This is a genomic window from Moorella naiadis (nom. illeg.), from assembly GCF_051020825.1.
In the GTDB taxonomy this organism is placed as follows: domain Bacteria; phylum Bacillota; class DSM-521; order Neomoorellales; family Neomoorellaceae; genus Neomoorella; species Neomoorella naiadis.
The window spans coordinates 25,771-44,356 of the sequence record NZ_JAXGFQ010000028.1; the positions used below are offsets into that span (position 1 = coordinate 25,771).

The 18,586-nt window shown below is 50.7% G+C and carries 20 protein-coding genes; all 20 read left to right on the forward strand.

Features of this window, described 5'->3' with window-relative positions:
* The 20 genes from SDD30_RS14295 to SDD30_RS14390 all read left to right on the forward strand — a co-directional run bounded on the left by SDD30_RS14295 (position 1) and on the right by SDD30_RS14390 (position 18,507).
* Positions 1-609, forward strand: coding sequence for a GGDEF domain-containing protein (locus tag SDD30_RS14295; RefSeq protein ID WP_434075611.1), 609 nt, complete (start codon positions 1-3; stop codon positions 607-609).
* Positions 597-2,279 carry a CpaE/TadZ family protein gene (locus tag SDD30_RS14300; protein WP_434075612.1) on the forward strand — a complete coding sequence of 561 codons (1,683 nt, stop codon included), beginning with the start codon at positions 597-599 and terminating at the stop codon, positions 2,277-2,279. The genes SDD30_RS14295 and SDD30_RS14300 overlap by 13 nt, the downstream gene beginning before the upstream one ends.
* 13 nt (positions 2,280-2,292) lie before the next feature.
* Positions 2,293-3,192, forward strand: coding sequence for a CpaE/TadZ family protein (locus SDD30_RS14305; protein ID WP_434075613.1), 900 nt, complete (start codon positions 2,293-2,295; stop codon positions 3,190-3,192).
* 20 nt (positions 3,193-3,212) lie between these two features.
* Positions 3,213-3,827, forward strand: coding sequence for a stage II sporulation protein M (locus SDD30_RS14310; protein ID WP_434075614.1), 615 nt, complete (start codon positions 3,213-3,215; stop codon positions 3,825-3,827).
* 22 nt (positions 3,828-3,849) lie between these two features.
* Positions 3,850-4,872: a hypothetical protein gene (locus SDD30_RS14315; protein WP_434075615.1), complete on the forward strand. Its 1,023-nt coding sequence runs from the start codon at positions 3,850-3,852 to the stop codon at positions 4,870-4,872.
* Entirely contained in the window at positions 4,872-5,429 is a 558-nt protein-coding gene (locus SDD30_RS14320) for a prepilin peptidase (RefSeq protein WP_434075629.1), read from the forward strand. The genes SDD30_RS14315 and SDD30_RS14320 overlap by 1 nt, the downstream gene beginning before the upstream one ends.
* Before the next feature lie 374 nt (positions 5,430-5,803).
* Positions 5,804-6,529 carry an SAF domain-containing protein gene (locus SDD30_RS14325; protein ID WP_434075616.1) on the forward strand — a complete coding sequence of 242 codons (726 nt, stop codon included), beginning with the start codon at positions 5,804-5,806 and terminating at the stop codon, positions 6,527-6,529.
* Complete coding sequence (locus tag SDD30_RS14330) at positions 6,501-7,892, forward strand: ATPase, T2SS/T4P/T4SS family (protein WP_434075617.1); 1,392 nt, start codon at positions 6,501-6,503, stop codon at positions 7,890-7,892. The genes SDD30_RS14325 and SDD30_RS14330 overlap by 29 nt, the downstream gene beginning before the upstream one ends.
* Positions 7,889-8,788 (forward strand): type II secretion system F family protein, encoded by a 900-nt coding sequence (locus SDD30_RS14335; protein ID WP_434075618.1) that lies wholly within the window; start codon positions 7,889-7,891, stop codon positions 8,786-8,788. The genes SDD30_RS14330 and SDD30_RS14335 overlap by 4 nt, the downstream gene beginning before the upstream one ends.
* A complete protein-coding gene (locus tag SDD30_RS14340) occupies positions 8,781-9,590 on the forward strand; it encodes a hypothetical protein (protein ID WP_434075619.1) in 810 nt (269 codons plus the stop codon). Before SDD30_RS14335 ends, SDD30_RS14340 begins: the two co-directional genes overlap by 8 nt.
* Positions 9,591-9,648: 58 nt before the next feature.
* Positions 9,649-9,855, forward strand: coding sequence for a hypothetical protein (locus SDD30_RS14345; protein WP_434075620.1), 207 nt, complete (start codon positions 9,649-9,651; stop codon positions 9,853-9,855).
* Between the two features lie 150 nt (positions 9,856-10,005).
* The gene (locus tag SDD30_RS14350) at positions 10,006-10,581 is read left to right on the forward strand and encodes a hypothetical protein (RefSeq protein WP_434075621.1); all 576 of its coding nucleotides are present in this window, start codon (positions 10,006-10,008) and stop codon (positions 10,579-10,581) included.
* Between the two features lie 40 nt (positions 10,582-10,621).
* Positions 10,622-11,212 (forward strand): hypothetical protein, encoded by a 591-nt coding sequence (locus SDD30_RS14355; RefSeq protein WP_434075622.1) that lies wholly within the window; start codon positions 10,622-10,624, stop codon positions 11,210-11,212.
* A gap of 2 nt (positions 11,213-11,214) precedes the next feature.
* Entirely contained in the window at positions 11,215-12,582 is a 1,368-nt protein-coding gene (locus SDD30_RS14360; RefSeq protein WP_434075623.1) for a hypothetical protein, read from the forward strand.
* Between the two features lie 69 nt (positions 12,583-12,651).
* A complete protein-coding gene (locus SDD30_RS14365; RefSeq protein ID WP_434075624.1) occupies positions 12,652-13,317 on the forward strand; it encodes a prepilin peptidase in 666 nt (221 codons plus the stop codon).
* 69 nt (positions 13,318-13,386) lie between these two features.
* The gene (locus SDD30_RS14370; protein ID WP_434075630.1) at positions 13,387-13,980 is read left to right on the forward strand and encodes a class I SAM-dependent methyltransferase; all 594 of its coding nucleotides are present in this window, start codon (positions 13,387-13,389) and stop codon (positions 13,978-13,980) included.
* Positions 13,981-14,083: 103 nt separating this feature from the next.
* The gene (locus tag SDD30_RS14375) at positions 14,084-14,812 is read left to right on the forward strand and encodes a glycosyltransferase (RefSeq protein ID WP_434075625.1); all 729 of its coding nucleotides are present in this window, start codon (positions 14,084-14,086) and stop codon (positions 14,810-14,812) included.
* Positions 14,794-15,282: a hypothetical protein gene (locus SDD30_RS14380; RefSeq protein ID WP_434075626.1), complete on the forward strand. Its 489-nt coding sequence runs from the start codon at positions 14,794-14,796 to the stop codon at positions 15,280-15,282. Before SDD30_RS14375 ends, SDD30_RS14380 begins: the two co-directional genes overlap by 19 nt.
* Positions 15,279-16,019, forward strand: coding sequence for a hypothetical protein (locus SDD30_RS14385; RefSeq protein WP_434075627.1), 741 nt, complete (start codon positions 15,279-15,281; stop codon positions 16,017-16,019). Before SDD30_RS14380 ends, SDD30_RS14385 begins: the two co-directional genes overlap by 4 nt.
* A gap of 1 nt (position 16,020) precedes the next feature.
* Positions 16,021-18,507 (forward strand): DNRLRE domain-containing protein, encoded by a 2,487-nt coding sequence (locus SDD30_RS14390; RefSeq protein WP_434075628.1) that lies wholly within the window; start codon positions 16,021-16,023, stop codon positions 18,505-18,507.
* The last annotated feature ends 79 nt before the right edge of the window (positions 18,508-18,586 follow it).

An 18,586-nucleotide genomic window follows, 5' to 3' on the forward strand; every position in this document is an offset into this window, starting at 1 on the left:
TTGAATTTGGTTTGCTGGCAGGTTTTATCCCCAGCGAAATTGTTGGGCCTGAAGCCTGAAGGCGATTTAACAATAGAATGGCCGGGATACGAAGACGGCCAGTACCGGGACCATTTGACCGATTTGCCGAACCGGAGGGCCTTTGACGACGCCTTATCAAGGGCGGTAAAAGAGGCGTGCCGCCAGTGGGCGACCTTCGGGTTAATAATGATGGACATAGACCATTTCAAGAAGGTCAATGACACCTACGGGCATCCTGCCGGTGACAGCGTTTTGAAAATATTCGCGGGCAGGATATCTGCTTCGGTGAAAAGCGGCGACTTTGCCGCTCGTTACGGGGGCGAAGAGTTCGCGGTGATTGTAACAACAAGGAAAGTTTTCGAAGTTGGGGAAAGGGTGCGCCTGGCCGTAGCGGGGGCGCCCTTTTCTTTAGGAGAAAAAATGGCCATAAACGTCACCTGTTCTTTTGGGTGCGCCTTGTTCCCTGAAGACGCCGACACGGGTGAGAAGTTGCTGGAAGCCGCGGATAGAGCTCTCTATGCGGCCAAAGAGGCCGGGCGAAACCGGGGAAAAAATTATCAAGGGGAGATGGTTAAGTGCGGTGCTTGATCTGCGCTGAAAACAGCACGGCGGAATTGATTAAAGAAGACCTGCTTAAAACGGGTCTGTATAACGGCTGGGAGTTTTCGACCTGCAACAATGCCGAGGAAATGTTGGGATATTCCGGCAAAAGGCCGGATGTGCTGGTTGCGAGCCGGTTTCTGCCGGGAATGGACCCGGTGGAATTGCTAGGCCGGATACCGGTAATGTTCCCGGCCAGCCATATAGTGCTGCTGGTGGGGAGGGTTGACGAAAAAGGTCGGGCTTATATCAACGCTGCCATGAAGCGGGGGCTGGCAAATATAGTGACTGGAAAACTGCCCGGTGACAGGCCATATAATTTGCTTGAAGCCTTGACCAGCAGTCGTGACGGCTTAAGCATTTTAGAGGACGAGGAAATATCCGGCTCTGACGGTGAATGCGAGGGAAATAGCTATAATATATCTGCCTTGGCCGAAAAGCCAGAAGAAAGGGGAGCCTGTCCGCCAGAGAAACGCCCGGAAAAAGAGTCTTATTTTAATGTTTCGCCGCCGTCCGGGACATTTAACCGGCAGGCAAACGTTTCGGCCAATAAACCTGAAGTTAAACCTGAAGTTGGCGGTTCTTCAGAAAGAGACGATTTCGCGTTGATACTTTCCAGCGTATACACAGGAGAAGGGCCAGAATCCAACCGCGTTCCCGGCAGGCAGAAGGCCGTTCCGGATACTTCAAAAGGTATGCGCGTGCCATCCCCGAAGCCGTCTTTAGAACGCAATCCGGGGTTAGCGAAGCAGGCTGCAGGAGGCATTTTGGGGCGCAAAAAAGATCTTGGAGACAGAGAATATCCCACTGGAGATTTCTCAAGAGATTTTCGTCTTAAAGAAAACCGTAAGGGTTTGCTGGTCCTTACCGCAGCCAACAAAGGAGGCGTAGGAAAAACGACGGCGGCTATAACTTTAGCGGTGGCTTTGGCGCGTTCGAGGATACCGGTTGTATTGTGGGATCTGGATTTGGGAGGCCCGGACGTCGCGGCTTTTTTTGGCGTACAAGAAGTCCCGGGTATAGAAACCCTAGCCGGCAGGGGCATTAAGCTGAAGGCCGTAGAAAACCTGCTGGTCAATGTAGAAGAAAATCTTTATGTTCTGCCGGGGCCGATGGACAAGACGCTGCCTGTGTTTGAGCCGGGCGAGATAGCGGAAATTGGCAAAGTGCTGTTATCCGTGTTCCCGGTCGTCCTGGGCGACACTGCGCCTGAGTTTTGGACCAAGCCGTGGTTAGAAGAAATATTTCCTATGGCCGATAAGGTTTTGGCCGTGGTCGACCAGTCCAAGTTTTCCGAGCAGGAGACCGCCGCCTACGCTCCTTCCCTGTTAAGCATGGGCGTGACGCCGGAAAAAATAAGCATAATTCTAAACCGCTTCAGCTCTAGGCTTCATAATGCCCGGACGGTAGAGAAATATTTTTGTTCCGGCTTCAAGAAAGAAATCCCGGTTAAGATACTGCCGAAGGTGGTCGCGACCATACCGGAAGACTGGGAAACTCACGCCCAGAAAGGGTACAAGAGCGAGGTCGCCGGCCTGGAAGACGCCTACAGCCAGTGGCATAACCTGGCGGCTGAAATAGCTTCTATGGCCGGATATAATTACAGCTGGCCCGAAGTGGAAAAGCGTGGGCTATTTAAATTTCTCAAAAAGCGCTGAGGGAGAGATAGAGATGGCCGGTGCAGATTTAGAAACCCGTGTCAAGAAAATGGCCGAATACCTGGACGTCGAGGCCATCGCCGCCGCTTTAAAGATGCCTGTTGAGACGATAAGCGATATACTGGATGGCAAGGCGGAAATCAAGGCTTTACCTGCGGGAAAGCAGCTCGCTTCGCCTGTAGTGCAGGTCAACACCGCCAGGGTGGCCTACCGGCAGAGGGTTATTGCCGTGTGGCGCGCCAAAGGAGGCGTGGGCTGCACGGCGGTCGCCCTGTATCTGGCCTGGCTTCTGAAAGACATGCTCAGGGTGTTATTGATCGACTTGAACTTTGCCGCTGGCGGCAGCGACCTGTCTTATTACCTTAACCTGCCGGAGTATCCCCATATCGGCGGCGCAGAATATGACCTGGAGCAAAGCCTGATAAACGTCGAGGAGGGTTTTTATGTCTTACAGGCGCCGCGGCGGCTGGAAGAAGTGAAGACGCATGACGGCCTGGTAACCGGAATAATAAACTACGCCAGGCCGGCTTTCGATGTTATTATCTTTGATCTCCCCAACAGCAGAGACATTTGCGTGACGGAAGCTGTCCTCAACGCCACGACTGTCATATTCGTTACTGCCGGGAGCGAGCAAGAGGTAGTGAGGGCGGCCTTGCGCGCCAGGAATTATCCTGGCAAGGAGTGTTTCTTGCTGGCGAATGGGAGCAAGCTCAACATGCGGCTGGCCAGGGACTTGGGTTTTGAAAGGATAATCGAAATACAGCACGACCCGGGGCTCAGGGAAGCCCTTGAAAATGGCGACGTGTTGAAGAAAAATTCTCCTTTCATGGCCGGGATGACGGCTTTGCGGGACAGCCTTTATGAGAACCCGGAACGCAAAGGGGGGATTTTTAAAAAGTTGCTCGCAAGATAAATTTAGAAAAGAAGGCGGTTTTGCTGGAAGCATTAGTATCCAGGCTCACGGTAAAGATGCGCGTCGCCTATGCTGGGGCTTTGTTTGTATTCTTATTTGGGCTGGCGCTGGGCATCATATTCCCGGCCTACTTCACCTCTGTGGTTGTTCCAGTAGTGGAAAAGACATTTGACCATGTTGGGGCGATAAACTCTGACTTTGAATTGCTGGCGTTAATTTTCGCCAAAAATTGTCTGGTGGCGGTATTGGTGCTGGCGGCAATGCCTGCAGCGGCATTGCTGGCCCGCCGTGCTGAACGTTGCTGGGTTTTAAAGTGCTTGGCGGGGATGGGGTGGTTTTTTGGCAAAGCGCTGCCGGTTTTGGCCCTGGCGATCAACGGGGTTTTCATAGCCTGGATATCAGTTATCCTTTACCAGGACGGCCTGCCGGTTGCGGTCCTGATCGGAGGATTGGCGCCGCACGGAGTATTCGAGATAACGGCTTTAATCCTGGCCTGCGGTTATGCTTTTGCCGGGCCAGCGGATATTAGTTCCCGGGCCAGGTTTTTTGTCAGGAATGTAACGCCGCTTTTGGCTTTGGCGGCGCTGCTTGAGGTTTACGTTACGCCTGTGGTGATGCAGTATCTTTTGAGATGATTAATCAGGGAGCAATGCAAAAATGTTTTCAGGCTTAATCTACTTGCTGTTAGCTGCAGGTTCTTTTTTTATGTTGCTGGCGGGTTTTGACCCCTACAATTGCGCTTCTTCGTCCTGCGGCGCTGTAAGTTATATCTTCGGCCGCCCCCTGCTCCAATGGGGAGCGGCTTATTATTTTCTTGTTTCCTCATTTTGTCTCGCCGGAGTCGCCAGAAAAAAATTTTTCTTAGCAGTCATTTATTGCGGGGTTGGCATCCATGCTTTTCTGTTGATGCGGGCCTGGAAAGCAACGGGGGAATTATGTTTTGCCTGCCTGGAGTTTCTTCTGTTAGAAATACTTCTGGCGGTATACATAACTGCCAGGCCGCCGGCACGCGCCAGCATAGCCCCGGTTTTTATAGCGCTGGTGGGGTTGTTGTCCGTGGGCGTCTTGTTATATCCTGTTCCAGGTTATTTTAGGCCTGCAGGAATTAACCTGGCTTCTGCAGGTGCTGCCGGCGTTAAAACGGAGGCGATAGGCCAGGCGGTTCTCCCGGTCCAGGAAAAAGTCCCAACAAATGAAACAGGAGAAGAAAACGTATATAGAAAAAGACTTTTTGCAACCAGCACATCTGGTGGAGTTATAAATAAGGGAGAAGGCAAAACGGGGCAGGCATCAAATACGGAAACTGCCTCAAATAAAATGGCCTTGGAAGTTAAAGACACCGACGGGCGACGGGTGACGCTTGATCTAAACAAGAGACCGGCGCTGTTCTTTGCCTGGTGGTGCTCTCATTGTACGGATGTTCTAAGAGAATTGGTTGGGTTACCAGAAGAAAAAAGGCCCTATTTGGTAGGCGCTTTTTTGCAGGGGAATGACATATCAAGGTTTCAAAAAAAGTTGGCGGAAGCAGGGTTGGCCGGGGGAAAATTTTACCTGGCCGATAACCCGCCTGACGGGGTTAAGGGGGTGCCGGCCCTGGAAGTTTGCGATGCAGGGACAATAAAGTTTGTGCAGGGAAATGTGGCGATAGCCAAAGTATTGAAGGGGGGTGGCTCGTTTTGATGTGGCTGTTTTTCATAGCCGTTATAGCCTGCGGGGCAACGGATTTCTTTAAGCATATCATCCCCAATTACATTACCTTGCCGTTGTTAGCGGCGGGGCTTTTATTTAACCTGTCGGCAGGGAATTTTAATGCGGGGCTTAGGGGTTTTCTGGCCTGTTTCTTGTTGGGGTTTGTTTTGTTTGCCCTGGGCGGTTTGGGAGGGGGAGACGTCAAATTGATGGCCGCCGTGGGCACTTGGGTGGGGATTTATGACGCTTTTTATATTATTTTTATAGCCCTTTGCTTTGGTGTCTTGTGGGGCTTTATCAAGATGGCCAGACAGGGAATATTATTGGGCCGAATCTTATATTTAGTCCGTGGGGCTGCTTTGTTCTTTGCAGGATGCAGGGGATGTCTGGCTGTCGATAAAATACCCGAGAAAGCCGGAGAAAAAATTCCGGCAAACGTTATTCCTTTCGGGACCTGCTTGGCCGTAGCGGTGGTTGTTTTTATAATAACTCAACCAATTATTTTTAAGATTATGTTAACCTGGCTCTATTTTAACCGGCAGGTATAAAAACTATTACCCTAGGGGAGAAGGGCCGTTCAGGGGCCGAATGCGGGGCTCTGGGGGCATTCTATGCGCGGGCGATAAACCCGTGAGCCTAAAAATATTTTGCTTGATTTAATTAGTCATATGGGGTATAATCGAAGCGACAACAAAGAATTAGCCCCAGGGGGGGGTAACAAAAATCTTAACAAAAATCCCCCCGGGGTTAACTATTGTCGTAAAACACAAGCGCGGGCTGAAAAACTCGCGCTTAATTTTTTTTTGTTTAAGGTATGCGCATACCTTTTATGGGTTTTTTAAAAAAACCTTTAAAAAGAGTTAGAAAGAGGGGGGATAAATTGCGTTTCGGCAACAGAAAGTTTTTACAGAAGTGGCCTTTGGTGGTTGCGATTATAGTAAGCCTTACGGTAGCGTTGTTTTCGGCCAAACAGTTGAAAGCGTATGTGAATGCCCATCAAGAAACGGTGCGGGTGGTAGTAGCTAGCCGGGACATCCCGCCGTATACGGTACTGAGCCAGGAAGACCTGTCCTGGCGGGCAGTAATTAAAGGCGGCGAAGAGCCCGGCACAATTAAAGACCCTGCGGAGGCGGTCGGGAAAATGACTTTAAGCCTTGTACCAAAAGACCAGCAGATAGCCAGGGCGTATCTGGTCGACGCGAAACTGGCAGGCGATAGGGAGGTCATATCGCTGAATGTCGACGTTACCAGATGTGTGGGAGGGTCGTTAAAAAGCGGCGACCTGGTGGACGTCTGGTGGGTGGTGCCGGAATTGGCGAACAGCCCTGGCGGGGGCCGGTATCTGGCAGCGACGGACGCGATTGTTTTAGATATCCGGGACAGCAACGGAAAATCTACAGTCCAGCAGGCAGGCGGGTTTTTGAACGTCGGGAACGCCCAGGCGGCCCCGCCTGCGGTAGCCGTGCTGGCGGTAAAGCCGGATGACGTGCCTAACGTCGTAGCCGGCGCCTCGCCCAAGTCGCAGAATATCGTCCTGGTGAAAAAATATGTCCCGGGTAACAAACAGAACGTCCAGCAGCAGGCGCCGGAAATTTCGGGGACAAATGGAGGTGTTGTAAATGGCGGTAGCGTTCCTCAAAAGCAATAAGAAGACTGTTGAAGAAAGCAAGGCAGCAAGGCAAAATGTCAGGAAGCAGGGAGAAAAACGTGAGAAGATGGGCCGCATGGACCTGAAAGGGGCCACGCAGTTCATCCAGGAGACCATACAGGAAGCGGAGATGATAGGCCAAGAGAGGGCGGCGCGCAACCAGGAGCTCGTAGAGGCGGTGATGGCCGGGGAACCCGGGGCGCGCCCCCGCGTGATCGAAGAAATTATTAAGCTGCTAGAAGAGTACGGGATAGAACCCGAAGGCATGGACCGCGGGCAGTGCGCTTATGAGATATATAAATACGCCTGGGGTCTGGGACCGGTAGAAGAGCTGTACCGTAACCCGGAAGTCAACGAAATTAGGGTCAACGGTCCGGATGAAGTCTACGTGCTGCGGAATATAAAAAACGAAAAGGTAAACGTAAAATTTAAAGATGACGAGCACGTGATGAAAATAGTCACCAGGATGACCATGCACGACCGGGGTGTGGCCCTGAACAAGTCTTCGGGCATCATTGAGTCAATGCGGAAGGACGGCACGCGGATTACGGCCACATGCCCGCCGATAACGGAAAATACGACGTTTGTCCTGCGGAAGCATACCCCCAGGGTCTTAACCCCGGAAGAATTGATAGCTTCGGGGACGATGGACGAAAAGACGTGGGTCATATTGAAAACCCTCGTCAAAGGAAGGGCGAATATATTAGTTGCCGGCGGGGTGGGGAGCGGCAAAACTACTTTTGTGCGGACGCTTTTCTCCCAGTCTTCCGAGAACGCCCGGACGGTCGTGCTGGAGACCGACAGGGAACTGTTTTTGCGGAGGATGTTCCCAAGTTGGGATATCGTCGAGATGGAAGAGCACCCGGAGATTGGCAAGACGTTAGAAATTCTTTTCCGGACGGCGCTCAGGTATTCTCCCAACATGGTCCTTGTCGGGGAATTCCGGGGGGTAGGCGAGGCGAAAGAAGCAGTGAGGGCGTGCCTGCGGGGGCATAACTCGATTGCCACGGCGCACTTCGGTTCGCCCCAGGAAGCTATCGAAGGCACGGGCAGGCTGCTCCTGGAAGAAAAGATCAACCTGCCCGAGCGGACGGCTATCGCAATGGTGGCCAGCGCGTACAACATTGTGGTGCAGATGTTCGGCGATTCCACCAGGGGCGTCATCAAAGTCGAGAGCGTTACCGAGGTGGTGCCGCATCATGGGGTAATGGAATATATAGACTTGATAAGGTGGATCCCCGAAGAAGACGATTACCTGGCAGGCAGGTGGCATTGTAAAAACAAACCCAGCGAACGCCTTATAAGAAGGCTGCACAAATACGGCGTAGTTACCAAAGAATTAGAAGAGGCGTGCCTTATATGATCGTTATGTGGCTGGTTCTGTTCTCGGCGGGGATATTTGTCTTTGTATATCTGATTTCCAGGGAAATGATAGCCTTGATGGCGGCGGGGAGGCGCCGCATAGAGAGGGTGGCCAGCCTGAAGTCTATCGGGCTCAAGGATTCGCTTAGGGAATGGGTGGTCCGGGCGGAGAAAGGCATGGGCGGCTTCAGGCTGCCGCGGCGCAGCGTAGGTTTTTTTATGCTGGCATGCATCTTATCCGCAGCGGGGTTTTACTTCGGCTCGGTAGTGATGGTTAACCCCCTGGCCGGTATTATCCTGGCCGCGAGCGGGATAATTTTTCCCGAGCAAGTAGCTTATTACCGCGAAAAAACGTATCGGATGAAGATAAATGAACAGCTCGGAGCTGCCGTGAGGGTTTTCGCGGCAGAATATGCCGACACGCCCCACGCCGTCCGGGCTTTAACTATCACGGCCGGGAGGTTGCCGGATCCTATAGGCAGCATACTCAGGCGGGCCGCGAAAGGTCTCACCTCCGGCAGGAATTACGACGAAGTGTTGGTAGAGCTGGGGCGAGAGCTGGATAGCGAATACGGCCGCATGTTCGTGCAGTTGTTAAGGCTTTCGCTGGAGGACGAGGCGGTGAAGCCCTTGTTTGCCAGGCTGGCGATTAGGATAAGCGCCCAGCAGGACTTGATCCGGAAAAACCAGGTTACTTTGTCGGCGGACAGGCTGTTGATGCTGGTGCTGAATATAGCGGTGGCGCCGCTGTATTTTTTCGTCCACCATATAATTCCCGAAGCGCATGAATTTTTTACCGCGACGGTAACCGGCCGGGCGGTGGTCGTTTTATGTCTTTTGTCCGCGTTAATAGGTATTGTCTTGGACCGGGTAGCGGGGGGCGAAAACGTTGGCTGAGACATTGTACTACGGGTTATTTGTCTTAAGTGTCGCTGCAGGAGTTTTTGCAGTATTGCTACCAGTATTAAAGGAGGTGACGGGTCAGGGTTACAGGAAACGCATAGATTTGGAGGCGTTAAAGGCAGGGGTGGGTTTCTGGGGGAAAAGGCTGGCAAGAAACGCTAGGGCGAAAGGAGATGATGAGTTTAAATACGTCGTGGCCGGCATGGCGGCAGGAGGGATGGCAGGAGCCATGTTGGCTTGGGGTACGGCTTATCTAATAACCGTCGCGGCGATATGCAGCGTGTTGGGAATGGCGGCCGTGCTTTTTTTAGCCAGGAGCATGAAGGAAACCGGTAGGATGATAAAGGTGCGCGAACTGGTGGCATTATACGAGGCGTTGAATTTTTACACCAACGCCGGTTATACCATCCAGCAGGCGATGCGGCTCGGGGCCGTCGTCACGCCGCATTTGCGGCCGGCCGTCGAAAGATGTCTTGCGGCCTGGCCTTACGGCCCGGTGCGGGCGCTGGAGAGGTTTGCCGACGAGGTTAACCTGCCAGAAGCCGTCATGCTTTCGACTATTTTGATGCACGCTGAAGAGGCGGGGATGCAGTTCGGCAAGGTGGCTATAGAAGAAGAAGCCAGCAATTTGGAAAAGCTGCGCCAAACTTTAGCGGAAGTAAGAATAATGTCTAAACCGCTTTATTTTGCCGTTTACCGGGGGTTACCGCTTTTTGCCGCAGGGGGGGTGATAGCCGGGCCTTTAGTTTACAGGTTGGTCAGCATGATGAATATGTTGATCCAAATAGGGCAGTAACATAACGTTGTTTTTTTAGAATCAAAAATTAAATTATCAAGAAAGGGGACTTTGGATTATGCTTAACACTTTCAAAAAGACTTTGAAGGCGTTTTTGGCTGATGACCGAGGGATGGGCACCGTTGAAGTGATGGTCATAGCGACTATCCTGGGGGTGTTGGCTTATGCGGCGTACTCACAGCTGAAAACGCCTGCGACCGGGGCGGCCGGCACGCTCGGGAACAAGGTCAACAATTTAGCAGGCGGCGCGGTCATCAACTGGTAAAAAAGGCGGGGGGACCCCGCCTTTTTTTTGCAGGGATAAGGATTTCCTGGCGGCGATTTTTCTATAAAAGCAATTGGGAGATGGTTGTTTTATGTTAACAAAAATTTTAAGAAAGCTTTTGAAAGATCAGCAGGGGGTGATGACGATAGAATGGCTGGTACTAGCGATATGCGGCAGCGTGTTGACTTTTGCAATTGTGAAGAATATACAACCGTCTGCGGCCAGCCTGCACAATACGGTAGTCAACCGGGTGACTTCCGTGACAGGTTCCGGTTGGTAAAGAAGCTAAAAAAGCTAAAAAAGGATGAGCGCGGTTCCTCGCTCGATTTTCTCATTGCGGCGACGCTGATATTTTTTATGCTTTTCGCCGGGGCGGATTATTATACCGCTTTAGTTCAACACCAGATTGCCGAACACATTATGCATTATTACCTTGAACGCATCAGGATAGAAGGCTGCCTGATTCCCCAGGACCAGACCGATATGGTTAACAAATTCGCTGCCGTCGGGTTAACCGTAGAAAATATTAACGCACCATTATTGTCTGGGGGGAGGGTTTTAAGAAATCCCCAAGATCCTGACGGGAGCAGGATAACAGTGACGGTCACATTGAAGCCAAAATACCGGCCGTTTCTTTTCGGCGCTCTGGTGGGCGGGGCAGCGGCGCCAAATAACTACAGGATAGTGGTGGGAGGGAGTGTCTTGAGTGAAAGGGTTACCCCGTAAATATTGTTTTTTTCGAGATGAAAAAGGATTCGCGATTCCCTTGATGCTGATCATAATCCTGCCCATGCTTTTGCTCTTTATGGTCGGGATTGTGACCTCAACCCAGGTCGTTACAGAATCGGATATTAGCATCCAGGAAGGGGTAGCCCTGGCGGCCAAAGCGGCGGCGGAAACGGTAAATCCAGTATCCCAGGCCAACGGAACGCCGAGGATAAATAGCGATGGGGCGCACAACGCCTTCAGGTACGTGCTTGCCAGGAATCTCGGGTTGGACCAGAATACTCTAGCTCCTCTGGCGAACTCTCCTTACGCCACGCCGCCGCGCTACTGGCTGGTAGTGTATAACGGCGACGACACTTACAGCTCTTCCGGAGCGCAGGGCGCCAGGATATATGTCTTCGACGGATCTAACGCCGCTTCGTCATCTCTTCCTTATACAGGTTTCCCTGCTTATTTTTCCATAAACAGTTCAGGGATAACGACAGGGCAAGGGGGCATAGCGACCGTCATGCTGCCCACTCCCGGCGTGGTGGCCCTGGTGGAAATAAAAGCGAAGAATATTTTAGGGCAGACGCCGCTGATAACCCAGCGGTGGGCGGCAGCGAGGATCCACCTGCAGGGGGGTATCTAAAATTGCCGGCAAAATTCTGGAGGGTATTTTTTATAACCTGCTCAAGCCTTGCGACAGCAGCTTTATCGTTATGGACCGTAGACCCGGACCTCTTCTGGCACCTGAAAGCCGGGGAATGGATAGCCGTCCATAAAACTATACCTGCAGCGGACATCTATTCCTGGAGTTCTTATGGGCAGCCGTGGACGGACCACCAGTGGCTGTGGGAGTTAACAAATTATTTGCTTTACCGGAAAGCCGGGTATCCCGGCCTGTGGCTGGTGACTTTGCTTTCTGGCATATTAATCGGGATGTTGATATGGCTGGGTACAGAAAAGCGGTCCGGCGTTACAGGCGCTGCAGCCGGGGGGCTGGCGCCTTTTTTGTTATATGGCTGGTTAAGGCCGTGGCCCCAGGAATGGGTTTACGCGCTGTTCGCGGGTTATCTGTATATATCCTTGCGGCGGGATTGGGGCAGAAAAGAAATTTTAAGCCTGGCTTTAATTGCGGCCCTCTGGGCAAATATCCATTCGTCGGCGGTCATGCTTCCCCTCTTGATCCTGTTGGAGGCTGGCTGGGAAGCGGTGGTGTTGCGCGTAAAGGAAGGGCTTCCCGCCCGGCTGCTTGCGGCGTTAAGCTGCGGCATTGCGACGTTATTTACCCCCCACGGCGCAGGGTTGTGGGCATACGCTGTAAAGGAAGGGCTTTTGACCAACGCTTACCGGCAGCATATAGCCGAGTGGATGCCTTTTGTTTTTGGGTTTCACGAGCAGAGCTTTATTTTCTTCGCCAGCCTCGCAATCATTTTAGCGGCGGCCTGGCAGGGGCGGAAAAGAGATATTGTTATGGCCAGGGCGATTTTTTTCTGGGTCCTGGCTTTAAATTCTCGCATTTATACGCCTTATGCGGTATTGAGCACGGCTTTATTGTTTGGTACACTGGAATGCAAATTCAGCCTGACAACGATTAAACTGCTTGCCATCCAGTTTATAGCGGTCGGGATATTTATCTTGACCTTAAAGGGGATTCCGATGAACTTGCAGGAAGCGGCCGCTAAGGATAATTACCCTGTTAAAGCGGTAGAAGTAATAAAAGAACGCGGCTATGATAAGGTGTATAACGAGTACGGCTGGGGAGGATATTTGATCTGGTCCGGTATCCCGGTATATATCGACGGCCGGGCGGATCTCTACAGCCACGGGGGAATTTTCGATGGTTACATGAACCTTATTCAGGGAGACAAGCCGGCCGGCGAGGCGATAGAGGATACCGGGGCGAAGACTGCCCTGGTGGCCGTTAACGATATTCGCGACGCTGTTTTAAAAGAAGCGCCGGGATGGGTAGAAGTTTACCGGGACAAGACGGCTGCGATTTTCAGAGTAAAAGATTAATTAACCGCGAAAAGCAGTTTTTTACGAGGGGGAGATTTTATAAAAACATTTCTCAGCATAGTAGGCTTTTTGTACGGCGCGACTTTTGCCAGCTACGCTTGCATGCTGGCCTACCGTCTGCCTGAAGGCAAATCGACGTGGGGCCGGTCCCGTTGCGAGAGTTGCGGCCGCACTCTTACCTGGCTGGAAGTGCTCCCGATCTTTGGTTATTTTATTGCCGGGGGGCGCTGCCGCGCCTGCGGCTATAAGATACCCTTAATTTATCTCCTGGTAGAAATGCTATTTGGCATCTTATCTGTCTGGCTGCTTGTAAATAGGCCTTTTTGGTGGTATCTGCGGGATATTATTATTCTTACTTTAATCCTGGCCGCCGGCTTAAGCGATCTGAAACAGGGGAAAGTCCCCCGCAAGCTCTCTTTTGCTCTGGCAGTCGTCGGGGTATTTTGGTGGTTCCTAGCAGGGCAGTGGCTCGTGCCTGTATGGGGTTTTTGGGTTTCGTTGCCCGTTGTGATTATGATTATTTTGGAATCCTGGCAACTTGGAGAAGGAGATGTGTTATTTTTAATTGTTTTGACAATTGCTTTGGGTTTGTCTTTGAGTATTAAAGTTTTGGCTATAGCAATAATCTTAGCGGGAATTTTTGCGTTTGCTTTAAGGATGCGCAATTGCTATTTGCAAAGTTTTCCTCTGGCGACTTTTCTTTTAGCTGGTGCAATCTTGTCTTTGTTTTTCTAAGGGGGGCTAAAAATCGTTGCTTATAATGAGCACTGGGCACCTAAAAGCTGGACGGCTGCGAGAAGATATCTGGTAAGCCGTTTATTAGAGCGCTATAAAGCCAAATCGCCCTTGCTGGATATAGGCTGCGGCAGCGGCTATCAATGGCCGGGGTATGAAGTTTGGTGTGTGGACGCGGACGGCCTTGCCGTAGCCCGGGCGAAAGAAAAAGGTTTATACGCCGTAAAAGCCAGCGCCTGCGCCTTGCCGTTTGGAAAAGAAAAGTTTAGGACTGTGTTGATGCTTGACGTTCTGGAGCATGTTGAAAATGACCTGCTGGCCCTTCAGGAAGCGTCTAGGGTGCTAGAGAATGGGGGATTGGCAATAATTTCCGTCCCTCTTTACCAGTCGTTGTGGAGCGAGCACGATGTCAAGATGGGGCACCGGAGGCGGTATGGAGTTAAACAAATAGCCTCCTTGCTTCAGCGAGCAGGTTTCAAAATAGCATATTCGACGCGGTGGAATTCAATGGGGCTACCGGGAGCATGTTTGCGAAAAATGGGATTTGATATAAACGGGGCGGCGGGAAAAGCCGGCCCGTTGATGTTTTTTGAGGCCCGGCTGGCAACCTTTTTTCCTTTCCCTTTGGGACTTAGTGGGTTCTGGGTTGCTGTCAAAACATGAGAAAGGCTTTACTGAAGGTGTTGTTGTGGTTGCCGTTATGCTGGCGAAAAAAGAGTTTGTGTTTTAATTTAAACGAAAATTAAAAAAAGGAGATGGTGAACCGGTGAAATACAGTATCATAATACCGGCGTACAACGAAGAGGGCAGGCTGCCGGAATGTTTGAATACCCTTAAAAGGGTTTTTGCCAGCGAGGACAGCGAAATAATCGTTATTGACGACGGGTCGACTGACAGGACGGCAGATATAGCCGGGAAATACGGGGTCAGGGTTGTAAGTTTTAAAGAAAACAGGGGCAAAGGGGCGGCTTTGAGGCGCGGTTTTAAAGAAGCCCGAGGGGAAGTCATATTAACCACGGACGCCGATTTGCCTGCTTCGCCGGAAGAAATGGTCAAGCTGGGAACCCTGGTCCGGGAGGGATACGACATTGCAATAGGTTCCCGCAGGATAAAAGGGGCCAAGATAAACCGGAGCGCGGGCAAGCGGTTTATGGGGTGGGCTTTTAATATGCTGGTCCGGTTGATGACCGGGCTTTCTTATAAAGACACCCAGTGCGGCGTAAAGGCGCTTAAAAATGCGGCGGCGAAAAAGGTTATCGAATACTTGTCTGAGGAAGGGTTTGCGGTTGACGTCGACGTTTTGCTGGCGGCCAAGACGTTAGGGTTTAAGGTAAAAGAAGAAGGAATCAAATGGTCGGACAGGCCGGGTTCTAAAGTGCGTCTTTTGCGGGATTCCTTGCAGATGTTCCAGGCGCTTATCAGGCTTAGAAAAAAATATATGGCTTTAGAAAGGGCCATAGTGCGCGAGGGATTTTCATGTATGGCAGGGAGATAATTTTGCCGGCGGCAGGGGCGGCGGTAGCGAGCGTTTTGTTCGGCCTTTGGACTTTAAACATGCCCAACCAGGCAGAGATGTTAAAGTTGCAGGCAGTCTGTTCTTGTTCAGGGATTGCTGCTGCTGTAGCGGTCTATCAGATTTTAGAAACGAAAGGAGAGAAACGAATGTTTAGAAAAAGGAATAGCAATATAGAGGTTAATGCAAGCAATTTTGTAACTGAAGCCAGGGAAATTGCTTTTAAAGAAACGAAGGCTAATATGGTTGAAGCCGCTTCGGTGCTGGAGGCAATCAAGGCACTGATTGAAAGCGTCAAACTTGCCGATGAAAATGTACGGGTGGAGGCTGCTAATAAGGTAAGGGCGGCGCATGACGCCTTGGAAGTTCTGGAAAAACACCTGGAAGGCATGCTGGAGGCTGCGGCTCAGTTAAGGACGGCGCTGGACGATCTGGCGGCGATTGAAAGTTGAAAAAGGCAGTCGTTTTTATCGCTTTATTGCCGGCTGTAATCTTGCTGGTGCTGGCAGTTATGCGAATAGCTGAAGCTGGACCGCCCCAGCGGGCAGCCGACACTTACATTCATGCCCTGGCTTCCGGGGACGTGGATGGGGGTAAGGCGGTATCTTCGGGCAAGGCGGCGGAGGCTGCCGGGAAGCTGGAAGGTCAAAACCTGGCCGCCAGGGTGGATGAGGTATCTACTTCCGTCCAGGCCCTGGGGCGCGGCTGGGCCAGGGTGGAGGCGACGGTGGAGTTGACACTCCAGGACGGCACGGCTGACGTGGGGTGGTATGATCTGGACGTCGTGAAAGAGGCTGGCGGCTGGAAGGTGGCGTCTTTCCGCGAGTATGCGCCGAACCCGTCTGGGTGGAGTTTACTTTGGGGCAGGAGCAAGGACGTAGCAGCGGCTAAGGAAGTTTTTGCCGGCTACCTGTACGCCCTGGCAGCAGGCAAGTGGGATGATGCGGTCAAGTATCTCGCCGGCCCGGCCAGGAAGAGCATGGAGGCCAGCCGGGATGTATTGAGTAAAGGGAAGATAATTGGCAAAGTGGATGACTTGCAGGCAAAACTGGTATGGGCGAGGGGGAAGGAGATGATGATTAGGTTTAATTATAAGATTGACGGAAGGGAAACTGGCGTAATGGCTGTATTTTACGAAACGAAATATGGTTGGAGGATATGCCATATTTTTAATTTTGGGAGGTTTTAAAATGATAAAGTTAAAAAAGCTTATGGCTAATGTTAACAAACGAGGCTTTTTTATATTAATTTTAGGGTTGATATTTTTCGGTTTTTCCGGGCGAGCATGGGCTTCTCCTTTGACAATTAATTTATCTGATAATGCCGATACCTATGTTGATAATTATTATCCCAATAGCAATTATGGTTCGGCAACATGCTTACAAGCTTCGAATGAAAATGGAAGAATAAATAATATATATATAAATTTTAACTGGAATCAGTTGCCATACGGCGCTGTAATTGTTGATGGCAATCTTGGTTTTGCAGATAGTGGTTATGGCAATCCAGCAATTGGATATATAACAAACGTAATTGATCCATGGAATGAAGCAACGTTAATTTGGGGAAATCAACCAGGCACCGCTGGTCCTACTTTTAGTTTTTATTTTAGCGGTAATTGGGTAAACAAATACTTACCGAATCTAGGCAGCCTTGCCCGTTACTGGAATTATACAAAAAATGGAATTCAAATTTCTGCTGGATATAATTCTTGGGGATATATTGTTTCAAGAGAAGGTACTTCAACTTCGGGGTTTTACAATCCCGGTATTTTGGTTTATTACTATAACATGCCGGGTCCTTTAAGTTTTTCATCAGCAACGCAAACTTCTGTCACAATATCTTGGGGAACTAACGGTAATCCGCCTAACGAGCCAACATATCAACTTTATAGAAATGGAATTTTGATTTATACCGGCACGGGCAATAGTTTTAATGATACAGGTCTGCAACCTGGAACTTCGTATACTTATACTGTTTATACGGTTTATAATGCTGATTCCACGACCTATAAAAGTGCGGGACAAACGGCAGTTTTTACGACAGTTCCGCCCGCACCTGTTGCTCCAACCGGGACCATATCGGGGCTGAGCTGGTCAAACACCACTGGTAGGAGCCGGGTAGTTTTAAATTGGAGTCCTGTCCAGGGGGCCACTGGCTACAAGGTATATGTTTGGGACGGCAACGCCTACCGGGGTTTTGACGTAGGAAATGTTACTTCTTGGGATTCTCATGCGGCCCTGATATATCCTGACCCGACCTGGCTGGCCAGCCAGCCTAACAACAGCATCAGCTCGGACCCTTTTAACCATGCTGGTGGAGGATTTGACCTGCAAGATGACCCGAATATCTTATACGTTAAAACCATAGGGACAGCCTACGATACTGCCCATAATTACTGGTTTAGGGTAAGCGCCTATAATTCCGCGGGAGAATCGCCATATAGCGACGCTTATATGCCCACCTTGCCCAATCGGACTGACAATACTGCGCCTTCCGGTTCGGCTAGTGTTCTATCACCGGCAGGGCTAAAGAAAACGTATGATCAAAATGTGAACGTAACGGTTAATGCATCCGATAGCCAATCCGGTATTTACCAGATATTTTTATCCAACGACAACAACGTCTGGACGCCGGTCTACACCGCCACGAAGAATGCTGATAATAGCACCAGTATAACTAGCTTAAACAATACCTTTAGCTGGACAGTAACTCCCGGGGCCGGAACGAAAACGGTTTACGTGAAAGTAGTAGACTCGGTGGGTAATGCATCAGTTTTTTCGGACAGCATCGCCCTGGCCGACGACATTTTGCCTCCCAGTGTAAGCATTCTTATTAACGGGGGAGCAAGCAATACTACTTCCACCATTGTTACCTTATCCGTAAACGCTGAAGATAATGCCAGCGTTGCTTCCCAAATGCAGATGGCTTTTTCCAACGACGGCAACCTGTGGTCACCTTGGGAGCCGTACAGTACTACCAAGACTTGGGACTTAAGCAATGCTGCCTACGGTGGAAATAGTAGCCAGGGCATAAAGACCGTTTACGTCCGGGTATGCGATGCGGCCCAGAATATCGGCCTAGCGAAAGCCACTATAGGTTACAGCACTTCGGTAATATCAGGTAACGTTACCCCTGCAACAGGCACTGCGGGCTCATTTAACGGCCTCCAGGCCCAGTTTACGAATACGCCGGCCGTCATATTGAATCTGAACTACCCCGGTGCTACTCAGATGCGTTTCAGTCTTGACGGTGTAACCTGGAGCCCCTGGGAGCCCTATGCGGCAACCAAGCAAATTACCTTACCCAAGGGTGACGGCCTCACTACGGTTAGCGTGCAGACGCAGGATGCCTACGGGTCAATAAGTATTTCGGTCCAGGTAAATTTTGTATTGGATACCACGCCGCCGGTCATAACTAAATTCCGAGGTTATAATGGGGCTACCGCGTCGACTACCAATGTTATCAACCTGGAACTTATAGCCTACGATAATTTGCCGGGACCATTACAGTATAATATATCGGTTAATGGCGGCACTTGGAGCGGATGGAGCAATTTACCTGGCAGCCAGATTAGCTATGCGGGATTGGCAAGTGTAGTTAATAATATAGAGGTAAAAGTAAGGGATTTGGCGGGAAATGAGGCTAGCAGCAGTGTGGTTATATGGAAGCTATAGAAGGAGGTGTGTAGCAGCTACCAACAGATTAATAAATATTGACAAAACATAACAAAAAGCGTACTATAGAGTCATGGAA

Coding starts and splice junctions, on each gene's coding strand:
- SDD30_RS14335 (WP_434075618.1), top strand. CDS start 7,889: ATGATCGTTATGTGGCTGGTTCTGTTCTCGGCGGGGATATTTGTCTTT.
- SDD30_RS14320 (WP_434075629.1), top strand. CDS start 4,872: ATGTGGCTGTTTTTCATAGCCGTTATAGCCTGCGGGGCAACGGATTTC.
- SDD30_RS14345 (WP_434075620.1), top strand. CDS start 9,649: ATGCTTAACACTTTCAAAAAGACTTTGAAGGCGTTTTTGGCTGATGAC.
- SDD30_RS14380 (WP_434075626.1), top strand. CDS start 14,794: ATGTATGGCAGGGAGATAATTTTGCCGGCGGCAGGGGCGGCGGTAGCG.
- SDD30_RS14390 (WP_434075628.1), top strand. CDS start 16,021: ATGATAAAGTTAAAAAAGCTTATGGCTAATGTTAACAAACGAGGCTTT.
- SDD30_RS14330 (WP_434075617.1), top strand. CDS start 6,501: ATGGCGGTAGCGTTCCTCAAAAGCAATAAGAAGACTGTTGAAGAAAGC.
- SDD30_RS14315 (WP_434075615.1), top strand. CDS start 3,850: ATGTTTTCAGGCTTAATCTACTTGCTGTTAGCTGCAGGTTCTTTTTTT.
- SDD30_RS14350 (WP_434075621.1), top strand. CDS start 10,006: ATGGCTGGTACTAGCGATATGCGGCAGCGTGTTGACTTTTGCAATTGT.
- SDD30_RS14305 (WP_434075613.1), top strand. CDS start 2,293: ATGGCCGGTGCAGATTTAGAAACCCGTGTCAAGAAAATGGCCGAATAC.